This window comes from Archangium lipolyticum (assembly GCF_024623785.1).
Taxonomy (GTDB): Bacteria; Myxococcota; Myxococcia; order Myxococcales; family Myxococcaceae; genus Archangium; species Archangium lipolyticum.
The window spans coordinates 245423-257468 of sequence record NZ_JANKBZ010000001.1; the positions used below are offsets into that span (position 1 = coordinate 245423).

The 12046-nt window shown below is 69.6% G+C and carries 9 protein-coding genes; 5 read left to right on the forward strand and 4 right to left on the reverse strand.

The annotated features are described in order from the left end of the window. Positions 1–17 precede the first annotated feature (17 nt). The 3 genes from NR810_RS00870 to NR810_RS00880 all read left to right on the forward strand — a co-directional run bounded on the left by NR810_RS00870 (position 18) and on the right by NR810_RS00880 (position 2775). Positions 18–977 (forward strand): SPFH domain-containing protein, encoded by a 960-nt coding sequence (locus NR810_RS00870; RefSeq protein WP_257446301.1) that lies wholly within the window; start codon positions 18–20, stop codon positions 975–977. A gap of 7 nt (positions 978–984) precedes the next feature. Next, the gene (locus NR810_RS00875; protein WP_257446303.1) at positions 985–1905 is read left to right on the forward strand and encodes a diacylglycerol kinase catalytic domain-containing protein; all 921 of its coding nucleotides are present in this window, start codon (positions 985–987) and stop codon (positions 1903–1905) included. Positions 1906–2079: 174 nt separating this feature from the next. Continuing rightward, positions 2080–2775: a hypothetical protein gene (locus NR810_RS00880; RefSeq protein ID WP_257446306.1), complete on the forward strand. Its 696-nt coding sequence runs from the start codon at positions 2080–2082 to the stop codon at positions 2773–2775. Between the two features lie 58 nt (positions 2776–2833). Here the strand turns inward: NR810_RS00880 and NR810_RS00885 are convergent, their stop codons facing one another. After that, positions 2834–5863, reverse strand: coding sequence for an error-prone DNA polymerase (locus tag NR810_RS00885; protein WP_257446309.1), 3030 nt, complete (start codon positions 5861–5863; stop codon positions 2834–2836). A gap of 360 nt (positions 5864–6223) precedes the next feature. On the opposite strand from NR810_RS00885, the gene NR810_RS00890 reads away from it, so the two are divergent. Both NR810_RS00890 and NR810_RS00895 read left to right on the forward strand, forming a co-directional pair. Beyond that, entirely contained in the window at positions 6224–7312 is a 1089-nt protein-coding gene (locus NR810_RS00890; protein WP_257446311.1) for a DUF3142 domain-containing protein, read from the forward strand. After that, positions 7299–9323, forward strand: a complete 2025-nt coding sequence (locus NR810_RS00895; protein WP_257446314.1) for a hypothetical protein — start codon at positions 7299–7301, stop codon at positions 9321–9323. The genes NR810_RS00890 and NR810_RS00895 overlap by 14 nt, the downstream gene beginning before the upstream one ends. 1 nt (position 9324) lies before the next feature. Here NR810_RS00895 and NR810_RS51945 read toward each other — a convergent pair whose 3' ends face one another. The 3 genes from NR810_RS51945 to NR810_RS00910 are packed head-to-tail and all read right to left on the reverse strand — an operon-like array spanning position 9325 to position 12045. Beyond that, a complete protein-coding gene (locus NR810_RS51945) occupies positions 9325–10410 on the reverse strand; it encodes a phosphotransferase family protein (protein ID WP_306817757.1) in 1086 nt (361 codons plus the stop codon). 17 nt (positions 10411–10427) lie between these two features. Next, a complete protein-coding gene (locus NR810_RS00905; protein ID WP_257446317.1) occupies positions 10428–11252 on the reverse strand; it encodes an alpha/beta fold hydrolase in 825 nt (274 codons plus the stop codon). 25 nt (positions 11253–11277) lie between these two features. Next, positions 11278–12045, reverse strand: a complete 768-nt coding sequence (locus NR810_RS00910; protein ID WP_257446320.1) for a glucose 1-dehydrogenase — start codon at positions 12043–12045, stop codon at positions 11278–11280. Position 12046 lies beyond the last annotated feature (1 nt).

The window sequence follows — 12046 nt, forward strand, 5'->3', positions numbered from 1 at the left end:
TGAAGAGGGGAAGGGCCATGTCCATCCGTTACATGAAGGCGCCGCCGACGACGTACGTGATGCAGTTCAAGGACGGCCGGGTGAAGCGGGAGGGACCCGGCCTCTCCTTCTTCTACTGGGCTCCCACCACCACCGTGGTGGCCGTGCCCCTGTCCAGCTCGGACGTGCCCTTCGTCTTCAACGAGGTGACCCAGGACTTCCAGGCCGTCACCCTCCAGGGGCAGCTCACCTACCGTGTCGCGGACCCCAAGCTGCTGTCCGGTCTGCTCGACTACTCGATCAAACCCTCGGGCGAGTACGCCTCCGAGGATCCCTCGAAGCTCGAGGAGCGGCTCGTCCAGATCGCCCAGGTGCGCGCCCGCACGGTGGTGCAGTCCATGTCCTTGCGTGAGGTCCTGGTGAGCGCGGCCACCATCGAGGGCAAGGTGCTCGCGGCGCTGCGCGAGACCGAGGCGGTGCGGATGCTCGGCGTGGAGGTGCAGGGCTTCGCGCTCCTCTCGACCCGCCCCACCCCGGAGATGGCACGGGCCCTCGAAGCCGAGGCGCGCGAGGCCCTGCAACGGCGCGCGGACGAGGCCATCTACGCCCGCCGCAACGCCGCCGTGGAGCAGGAGCGGCGCATCAAGGAGAGCGAGATCGCCACCGAGCTGTCCGTGGAGGCCGGCAAGCGGCAGATCCGCGAGGCGCAGATCGCCGCGGACATCGCCGTGGAGGAGCAGCGCGCCTCCTTCATGGACCGCTGGAGCGAGAACGAGCGCAAGGCCGCCGAGGCCAAGGCCTACGCGCTGGAGAAGACGCTCGCCCCAGTGCGGACTGTGGACTGGAAGGTGCTCATGGCCGCCGCCGGCGGCGGGAGCGATCCCAAGCTCAACATCGCCCTCGCCTTCCGCGAGATGGCGGAGAACGCGCAGAAAATCGGCGAGCTGAACATGTCCCCGGACCTGCTGCGCTCGCTGCTCTCGAATTCCTCCAAGTAGGTGCGCCATGTACGAGAAGATCGTCCTCGTCACCCGGAAGACGCGGCTCGCCGAGCTGGTCGAGCGCTTCAACACGCGCTCGCAGGCGCGCTTCTACCTGGAACACGCCGGTCAGGACTTCGAGGACTACGCCCGCGAGGATGACATCTACCGGCGCTCCCTCGATGTGCTGCACAAGCACCTGGCGCTCGGCCTGCCAGTGCAGCAGGTGGACCGGGCGCTGGTGCCCACCTTCCTCTTCACCGGCAAGGAGCTGGTGGTGACGGTGGGCCAGGACGGCCTGGTGGCCAACGTGGCCAAGTACGTGGGCTCGCAGCCGCTCGTCGGCGTCAACCCGGACCCGTCGCGCTTCGACGGCGTGCTGCTGCCCTTCGGCGTGGACGCGGCGCGGGTGGCGGTGCGCCACGTGCTCGAGGAGCGCGCCCGCTTCCGCGAGGTGACGCTCGCCGAGGTGGTGCTGAGCGATGGCCAGCGGCTGCTCGGGTTCAATGACCTGTTCCTCGGAGCGCGCACCCACGTCTCGGCCCGCTACACCCTGCACTACGAACGCCGCGCCGAGTCCCAGTCCTCCAGCGGCATCATCGTCTCCACGGGAGCGGGCTCGAGCGGCTGGTTGTCCTCGGTGTTCACGTTCGCCAGAGGGCTCACGGAGGCCACGGGGGGCGAACCGGGAGAGCCGTGGCGGTTCGCCTGGGAGGACCCGCGGCTGGCCTTCGTGGTGCGCGAGCCCTTCATCAGCCGGCACTCGGCGGCCAGCATGGTGGGCGGTTTCGTCAGCGAGGAGCAGGAGTTGCAGGTGGAGTCGCGGATGCCCTCGGGCGGCGTCATCTTCAGCGATGGCGTGGAGGAGGACTTCCTCGCCTTCAACGCGGGAACCACGGCGCGAGTGCGTCCGGCCGCCCAGCGAGCCCGGCTCGTCGTCCACTGAGTCGGGCTGCTCTCGATGGAGAGGCGCTTGCGCGGCCATGTGCAGCGCCCTGCACACGCCGCCGCCACCGTGCGCAAACCGGGTGTCCTTTTCCACGTCCCACGAGAGAAGATCCATCGGGGCACTGTCATTGCAATTCATTCACGCATGGCACAAAACCCTCGTTCCCTACGGATGAAGTGGTTTTCCCTTCCGACCCTCTTCCTGGCGCTGGTCCTCGCCACACCCGAGGCCGTGCGTGCTCAGGAGCTCGGGGACGGAGCGCCTCCCGCCCCGGCCCATGTTCCGGGAACGGAGCCCGCCGCGCCGCTCCGGCTTCTCGAGGACCCCGCGTCCGCGACACCACCCCGGTACGTCAAGGAGCCGAGATCCACCGGAGCGCGCATCCTCGCGGAGTTCGGCTTGGGACTGGGAGTGCCCTTCGCCCTCAGCATCGCCACCGGGGTGGCCGTCCTCGCCTGTCAGTCCGCGGCCGAGGACTCTCGGATCGAGCGCTGCCAGATTGGCGCAGGAGTGGTGGGCTTGACCCTCGGTGCTCTCGGACTGCCGTTGGGAGTCTGGTTGGGAGGACGGTTGACGGGAGGCCGGGGGTACTTCCTCGGTGCGCTCCTGGGAGCGATCACGGGGGCGGCCGCGGGCGTCGGCGCCATCTATGGAGCCTCGCGACTCGAGAACCCCTGGGCGCCCCTGTTCTTGAGCATGCTCTTCACCGCGGTTGCCCCCCTCGTTGGCTCCGTCGTGGGGTATGAGCTTTCCGCTTCGTTCGATTCCCCGCCGCCCACGGACACGAGCGCGGGCACCGTCCGGCTGCGCCCGATGCTGGGTGCCCTGCCCGGCGGTGCGGCGATGGGGCTCACGGGTACATTCTGAGGGCAGGAAGACCCTCACCCCAGCCCTCTCCCAGAGGGAGAGGGGGCATACACGGGCTTCAGCCCGGGAGCGCGGAGGCGATCGGCTCCAGTTGCTGCACCTTCACGTTCGTCACCTTGCCCGTCTTCTCCAGCGTCCCCTGCCCCACCAGGAACAGCGCGCCGTGGATGTCCTTGCGGAACCGCGCGTACGCGTCCGGTGGCACCACCAGGTTCGCGATCCCCGTCTCGTCCTCCAGTGACAGGAAGCAGAACCCCTTCGCCGTGGGCGGCATCTGCCGGCAGATGAGCATGCCGCCCACCGCCACCCGCGCCCCCGCACGCACCCGCTCCAGCCCCGCCGCCGTCACCGCGCCGCGCTTGCGCAGCGCCGGGCGCAACAGCTCCAGCGGGTGTTTCTCCAGGGACAGGCCCACCGTCTCGAAGTCCGTGCTCACCCGCTCCGCCACGTTCATCCGCGGCAGCTCCACCTGCGTCCCGTCCATCGCCATCCCGAAGAACAGGTCCGTCTCCTCCAGCGGGCCCAGCGCCTGGATCTCCCACAGCGCGTCCCGCCGCGAGCCGCAGAGGCTCCCCAGCGCCCCCGCCAGCGCCAGCCGCGCCAGCTCGTGCCGGGGCACCCGCGTCCGCCGCGCCATCTCCCCGAGGCTCGTGAACCGTCCGTCCCGCCGCGCCGCTTCCACGCGCCGCCCCGTCGTCTCCTGGAGCCCTCGCACCATCCGCAACCCCAGCCGCAGCGCCCCGCCCTCCTCCATCGTGCAGTCCCACCCCGAGTGGTTCACGTCCACGCCCCGCACCTCCACCCCATGCCGCTGCGCGTCCCCCACCAGCGTGTGCGGTGCGTAGAAGCCCATCGGCTGCGAGTTCAACAACGCCGTCGTGAACGCCGCCGGGTAGTGGCACTTCAGCCACGACGACGCGTACGCCAGCAGCGCGAAGCTCGCCGAGTGGCTCTCCGGGAAGCCGTAGTGTGCGAAGCCTCGGAACTGGCGGAACAGCGTGTCCACGTACTCGGGCGTGTACCCCCGCGCGACTCCGCCCTCCACGAAGCGCTGATGGAAGGGCCCCAGCCGCTCCTCCGCGCGCTTGTGTGACAGCGCCCGCCGCAGCCCGTCCGCCTCCGCTGGCGTGAAGCCCGCCACCGCCATCGCCAGCTTCATCGCCTGCTCCTGGAAGAGCGGCACCCCCAGCGTCTTCTGGAGGATCTTCCGCACGTCCTCCGAGGGGTACTCCACCGGCTCCTTCCCCTCCCGCCTCCGCAGGTACGGGTGCACCATGTCTCCCACGATGGGCCCCGGACGGATGAGCGCGATCTCCACCACCAGGTCGTAGAAGCACCGCGGCTTCAGCCTCGGCAGCATGTTCATCTGCGCCCGGCTCTCGATCTGGAACACCCCGATCGAGTCCGCGTTGCACAGCATGTCGTAGACCCGGGGATCCTCCGCCGGAATCGTGGCCAGCGACAGCTCGCGCCCGTGGTGCTCCTTGATCAGCGCCAGGCACTTGGCCAGCGCCGTCAGCATCCCCAGCCCCAGCAGATCCACCTTCAGGACGCCCACCGCCTCCAGGTCGTCCTTCTCCCACTGCACCACCGTGCGGCCCTTCATCGCCGCGTTCTCCACCGGGATCATCTCCACCAGCGGCTCGCGTGTGATCACGAACCCGCCCACGTGGATGGAGAGGTGCCTCGGGAAGCTCTCGATCTCCCGCGCCAGCGCCAGCGTCTGCCGCACCCGCCGGTCCTCCTCCGACAGCCCCACCTCCTTCAGCAGCTCCGTCGACATCTCACCGCCGTGCGAGCCCGCCACCTTCGCCAGCCGATCCACCTGATCCAACGACAGCCCGAGCGACTTGCCCACCTCGCGCAGCGCCAGCCGTCCCCGGTAGCAGATGACCTCGCACACCATGCCCGCCCGGTGCCGGCCGTGCTTCTCGTAGACGTACTGCAGCACCTCCTCGCGCCGCTCGTGCTCGAAGTCCACGTCGATGTCCGGCGGCTCCTTGCGCTCCATGCTCAGGAAGCGCTCGAAGAGCAGCCCCATCCTCACCGGATCGATCGCCGTGACGCCCAGCGCGTAGCAGACCGCCGAGTTCGCCGCGCTCCCCCGCCCCTGGCAGAGGATCCCCCGCGAGCGCGCGAACCGGACGATGTCCCAGATCGCCAGGAAGTACCCCGCGAAGTCCAACGCCGCGATGAGCTTCAGCTCGTGCTCGATCTGCTTCACCACCTCGGGCGGGACTCCTCCCGGGTAGCGCACCTGGAGCCCCTGGTACGTCAGCTCTCGCAGCCAGCTCGAGGTCGTGTGCCCCTGCGGCAGGTCCTGCTCCGAGAAGTGGTAGCGCAGCCCATCCAGCGTCGCGTTGCAGCGGCTCGCGAGCTCCAGTGTGCGCTCCAGCGCCTCCGGGCAGTCCGCGAACAGCCGCGCCATCTCCTCCGGCCCCTTCAACGTCCGCTCCGCGTTGGGCAACCGCCTCGTCCCCAACTGCCCCAGCGTCGTCTTGTACCGGATGGCCGTGAGCACGTCCTGTAGCGGCTGGCGGCTCCGGTGGTGCGTGTGCACGTCGTTGTGCGCGCACAGCGGGGCTCCGAGCGCCTTCGCCAGGGCCTTCGACCGCGCCACCCTCGCCTCGTCTCCCGAGGACAGCGAGCGGCTCACGCCGACGTAGAAGCGCTCCCGGAAGGCCTCGGCCAACGGCGCCACCTGCTCCGCTGGCACCGGGAACGGCAGGAGCGCCAGGAGCCCCTGGTTGTCCTCGGCCAGCTCTCGCCAGGGCAGCCCCGCCTCCCCCTTCGGGTGCATCATCCGGCTCTTCGAAATGAGCCGGCTGAGTTTCGCGTAGCCGCTCGCGTCCTGCGCGTACAGCACCACCGGCGGCCCATCCAGCAGCGTCAGCTCGCTTGCCAGCAGGTACTTGATTCCCGCTTCCCTCGCCGCCAGGTGCGCCTTCACCGCCCCGTACAGCCCATCCCCATCCGCCAATGCCACGGCCGGCAGGCCCAGCTCGGCCGCCGCCTGGATCAGCTCCTCGGGGTGCGAGGCCCCGCGAAGAAACGAGAAGTTCGACCGGCAGACCAGCTCGGCGTACACGCTCGCCAAGCTACTGAGCGGCCGTTCAGGCGGAAGGCCCGCCCCGGTAGGTATGTTGTGTCTACCCGTTGTGTCACGTCACTTTTCAAGTGAGATCCAGCGGCTTGACCTTCTCGCGGAGTGTGCACCCGGGTTGGAACCTGGGACGTCTGATCCAGACCCTCACCCTGACCCTCTCCCAGAGGGAGAGGGGATTTACACGGGCTCCAGCCTGGAGGACGGATACCCTCACCCCAGCCCTCTCCCGGAGGGAGAGGGGGTTGCGTGTCTCCCCGCCGCGCTAGGATGGTGATGATGTTTCATGGGCGTCAGATGACCCTCCCTCGGGGGCTCCGGATACGGTTCTCTCCGGCGCGGTGGATGGGCGTGCTTCTCTTCGTGCTCGGCCTCGCCTGCTCTCGCGGCGGTGAGCTGCCGCCTCGGGCTCTCGTCCACGAGGCCTATGTCTGGCAACGCGCCTGGAGCCCGGAGCTGGTCCAGGCCGTCACCCAGGCCCCCTCGGAAATGGGGGCGCTCCGGGTGTTGGCCCGGGAACGCTCGGGGTCCGCTCGCACACCGGTGGACGTGGCGGTGGATGTGGACTCCCTGGCCCGGAGTGGCCGCGAGGTGGTCGCCGTGATGCGGGTGGACGGCACCGCGCCGCTCGAGGGCATCTCCCTCCAGGAGGTCGCCACGCATGCCCGTGCCTGGCGGGCCAGGGGCGTCCGCGTGCGCGGCGTCGAGATCGATCATGACTGTGCCACCATGGCACTGGCTGGCTACGCGGACTGGCTGGCTCGCGAACGAACGGCGCTCGGAGACCTGGCACTCTCCATCACGGCGCTCCCCACCTGGGTTTCTTCTCCCGCGCTCCCCCGCCTGGCATCCATCCCCGATGATGTCGTCCTCCAGGTGCACGCGGTGCGCGCACCAACGCTCTTCACTCCCGAGGAAGCCCGAGGCTTCGTCGAGGCCTGGTCGAAGGCCACCAGCCGCTCCTTCCACGTGGCACTCCCCACCTACCGCGTGCGTCTGCGCGATGGGACACGCCTGTCCGCGGAGCCTCGGGACGTGGCCCGGTTCCTCTCTGGGCTCCGCGAGCACCCCGTGGCGGGCGTGACGGGCGTCATCTGGTTCCGGCTCGGCCATCGCGGCGACCCCGAGGCCTGGAGCCTCCCCACGCTCGCGGCGGTGGTGCGGGGCGAAGCGCTCGACACACGTTTCTTCCCGCATCTGGTGGACGCGGGCGGGGGCACGCTGGACATCGTCCTCGAGAACACCGGCCGCGTGGATGCGGAAGCTCCCGCGCGCCTCACCCTTTCTGGAAATCTCGAGGTCCTCGACGGCGTGAGTGGCTACACCGCGCGAGGGACCTCACTCGTGGCGCGCACGCCTCCCCGCCTGCGCGTCGGCGAACGCCGGGTCATCGGCTTCGTGCGGGGATCCGAGGTGGCCATTGCCTCTCCGTAATCTGTTGGTGTGTCTGGTCGTCCTGGCGTCATTCGCTCCCGTGCGCCGCGCTCGTGCCTGCGGCCCCGACTTCCCACCCGAGCTGCTGCACAATCGGGCCGCGACACTCGCGGAGCTGCCGGATGGTCTCTTCGCGCATGAGGTCGCGCTGCTGGTGCCGAAGCCGGCGGAGGCCTTTCCCGTGGTCGAGGGCCCGAATGAGCCGGAAGGTGCCCGGGTGGGCGGTGGCACCCGTGAGACGGAGCTGTACCAGTCCGGCGCCCAGGCCTTCCATGAGAAGCGCTGGGAGGACGCCCGTGCCCGATTCCTCGAGGTGCTCGCGCTGCCCGCCGAGGAGCGCCGCCGTTTCTCTCCTTTCGCTGCCTTCATGCTGGGGCGTACGGCGGGGTCGACGCAGGAGGCCCGCCAGCGCTTCGCCGAGGTGCGAGAGCTGGTCCGCCAGGGCTTCGAGGATCCGCTGGGTCTCGCCCTGGCGAGCCTCGGCGAGGAAGCCCGGGTGCTGCTGGACGAGGGCGACGACGTGGGAGCCATCCAGCTCTACGCGGAGCAGGTGGCCCACGGAAGCACGAATGGGGTGATCTCCCTGCTGCAGGTCTCCCGGGCGCTCGCCTTTGACGAGGCGCGCCTGCGGCGGGCGCTCCAGGCTCCACTGGCGCAGCGCCTGCTCACCACCTATGCCTGGACGCGTGGGCAGGAGTTGTCGTGGACGGACCCGGAAGCAGGAACGCCCAGCCGCCTGGCCCGGCTGTTGGAGGAGCTCGCGTCCGTGCCCGGTCTGGCCGGGGCGGACCGGCTGGCGGCGGGAGCGTGGCGCGCGGGCCGCTTCGAGCTCGCCGAGCGCTTCGCCGGACAGGAGCAGACACCTCTCGCCTCCTGGGTGAAGGCGAAGCTGGCGCTGCGCCGGGGAGACAAGAGCGCGGCGGAGCAGTACCTCGCGGAGGCCGCGCGAGGCATTCCAGAGGCGGACGACTGGAGGGTCGAGGATGAGCCGCATCCGCGGCGCCCGAGAGCGCACGTGGAAGGAGAGCGAGCCGCCCTCGCGCTCATGCGTGGCGATTTCTTCCAGGCGGCGGAGCTCTCGTTGGCGAGCTGCTCCTGGCCGGACATCGCCTACGTGGCCGAGCGCGTGCTGACGGTGGACGAGCTCCAGCGGTTCGTCGCGGCCCACGCCTCCGATCCGAAGGACCGCTGCCAGGCCGAGATACGGTTCTTCCCGTGGGGTTATGAAGGCAACGGCGAAGGCCCGGGCCTGAACGAGCGCCTGCGCCTGCTGCTCGGGAAGCGCCTGATGCGGAGTGGACGTGGCCAGGAGGCCCTGGATTACTTCCGGGGCACGAAGTGGGAGGAGTTCGCGCGGCAGTACGTGGACGCGCTCGAGCGGGCCCGGGGCGCCTGGTGGGACAGCGTGACCCGGGCGCAAGCGCTCTACTCCGCGGCGAAGCTCGCGCGCGCCCACGGCATGGAGCTGATGGGCACCGAGGCCGCGCCCGACTGGTCCTGGACGTATGGGGATTTCGACGTGGGGGCCTGGCATCGGGAGGTGGATCAGCCCGATGAGAGCACCCTGGCTCGGGCCGCGCTGGGGGACATCCCGCTCACCACACAAGCCGAGCAGGAACGGTTGGCCGCCCACGGGCCGCCGCATTCTCCGCGCTTCCACTACCGCTCCACGGCGGCGGATCTGGCCGAGCAGGCCGCGGAGCAGCTCCATCCGCGCAGCCAGGCGTACGCGATGCTCCTGTGCCATGCGGCGCGGTTCGCCTCGAGCACCGAGCCAGAACGGGTCCAGCGCCTCTGGCGCACCTACGTCCAGAAGGGGGCACTCATCGAGGGCTACTGGTCGTTCGGCCAGAGCTGCCCGGAGCCGGACTTCGAGCGGCTGCGGAACCAGAAGGTCGCCCCACCGTGGAAGGCCTGGCGGCTGCGTACCGTGGTGACGGTGGGAGGAGGAATCATGCTGCTGCCCCTGGCGGGCGCTGTCCTCCTCGTGCGCCGCAAGCGCAAGGAATGACTCAGGGACGGATGCTCTCCGTCTCGATGGCCCGCGCCGCCGTCTTCGACAGGACCCGGACCCCGACGATCATCGCCGCGAAGCGCTCGTCCTTCGTCAGGCCCTGCTTGAACCGGTAGTAGATCTGCTGCGCGATCACCGACACCTTGAAGAGCGACAGCACGTAGTGGAACGCGATCCCACGCGTGTCTCGTCCGCTCTTCTCCGCGTACCGCGCCACCAGTTCCTCGCGCGTCAGGTTGCCCGGCAGCATCGTCAGCCCGAACGGGAGCGCCACCCGCTCCTGTGGATCCTTCGCCTCCGCCCAGTACGCCAGCGCCATCCCCAGGTCCGATAGCGGATCGCCAATTGTCGCCATCTCCCAGTCCAGCACCGCCCGGATGCTCGGGAACTTCTCCGGATCCAGCACCAGGTTGTCGTACTTGTAGTCGTTGTGGATCAGCGTCGGCGGCAGCTCCTTCGGGAGGTGGGCCGCCAGCCACTTCGCCACCTGCTCCATCTCGGCGATGTCGTCCGTCTTCGCCTTGCCGTAGCGCTCCGTCCACCCCGCCACCTGCCGGCCCAGGTACCCCTCCGGCTTTCCGATCTCCCCCAGCCCCGCCGCGCGCCAGTCCACCGCGTGCAGCTCGACGAGGTTGTCCACGAAGTTCTCCGACAGCTTCCGCATGAGCTCCGGCGTCAGCTCCAGTCCCTTCGGCGGCTTCGCCCGGATGATCACCCCGCGCACCCGCTCCATCACGTAGAAGGGCACGGCCATCGGTGACTCGTTCTCACCACAGAACACCAGCGGCCGGGGCACCTTCGGGTACACCGGTAGCAGCCCGCTGAGGATGCGGTACTCGCGGCCCATGTCGTGCCCGGCCTTGATCGCCTTGGCTCCGAACGGCGGCCGGCGCAGCACCAGCTCCCGGTCGCCCATCCGCAGCAGGTACGTCAGGTTCGAGTGCCCTCCCGGGAACTGCTCCACCACGAGCGGCCCCGTCAGCCCCGGCACCTTCTCGGCCAGGTACTTCTCCAGCCACGCGACGTCCAGCTCCTCTCCCGGACGCACCTCCCGCGTCCGGTCCAGCCACTCCGGCGTGCTCATTCCGCACTCCCCCTTCTTCAGCCTACCCTGCTCTGCCCCGATGACACCTCGTCCAGGAACTCCACCAGCGCGGCGTTCAACAGTTCCGGCTCCTCCACCGTCGAGGTGTGCCCACCTCGCGGCAGCTTCACCAGCCGCGAGCCCTGGATCGCTCCATGGATGCGCTCGGCCTTGGCTGGCACCGTGGCCGTGTCCTCACCGCCCACCAACACCAGCGTGGGGGTCTTCACTCGCGTCAGCTCCTCGTACACGCCGCGCCGCCGGATGACCCCGTTCACCGCTCGCCAGATGTCGCGCCGGTTCTCCTTCAACCGGCGCTCCCACTCGGCCCGCTCGGCCGCCCGCGCCGGATCCTCGAGGAACGTGCGGCCGAACATGATCGGCATCACCCGTTTCGTCACCAACCCGAGCCCCAGCCAGCGCGCGATGAAGTTGAGCAGCTTGTAGCGCGGCACGTTCTCCGCCGGCTCCGGGTCCGCCGAGGTCTCCAGCAACATCAGCGAGCGCAGCAGGTCCGGCCGCCGCGCCGCCAGCCGCATCCCCACGAAGCCACCCATGGACAGCCCCGCGAAGTGGCATGGCCCCACGCCCAGCTTCTCGATGAGTCCCACCGCGTCCGCGTACACCGTCTCCATGTCCACGGTGTCCACCTTCCACACGTCGCTCCGGCCCTGGCCACGGTGGTCGTAGGTGATGCAGCGGTAGCGGTCCTTCAGCGCCGCCACCTGCTTGTCGAACATCCGGCCGCTCCACAGCAGGCCATGGCTGAACACGATGGGCTCTCCCGAGCCTCCCGTGTCCTCGTAATACAGACGGGTACCATTGACGTCCAGGAAGGGCATGGTGCGCTCCGTGTCGAGGGGTTGCTCACATCGCCGTGGTGCCACCGTCCACGACGAGCTCCGAGCCCGTCATCAGCTTGGACTCGTCCGAGGCCAGGTACACCACCGCGTAGGCGATATCGTCAGGCTCACCGATATGGCCGAGCGGAATCATTCTCGCGAGCCGCGCCTTCCCCGCCGCCACGTCGCCTCCCTGGCTCGCGAAGCCTTCCACCATGGGCGTGTCGATGAAGGTGGGGTGCAGCGAGTTGCACCGGATGCCGTAACCCTTGCGCGCGCAGTGCAACGCCACGGACTTCGTCAGCAGGCGCACCCCGCCCTTGCTCGAGCAGTACGCCGCGAGGTTCTCCGAGCCGATCAGACCCGCCACCGAGCTGACGTTGATGATGGAGCCCTTCGCGCCGCACTTGCGCATGCCTCGGATGCCGTGCTTGCAGCCCAGGAACACCCCGTCCAGGTTCACCGCGTGGACGAGCCGCCACTCCTCCAGCGATAGGGACTCGACGTCCTTGGCCACGCCAATGCCCGCGTTGTTCACCACCACGTCCAGGCGGCCGAACGTCGCCACCACCTCGTCCACCACCCGTACCCAGTCCGCCTCCTGCGTCACGTCCAGCTTCCAGGCCCGGGCAGCCTCACCCAACGCGCCGGCCACCTCCTTCGCCCCAGCCTCGTTGCGATCCGTGATCGCCACGCGCGCGCCCTCGCGGGCCAGCATCGCCGCCGCCGCCTTGCCCAGCCCCGACGCCGCTCCCGTCACCAGCGCCACCTTGCCTTCGACTCGTCCAGCCATC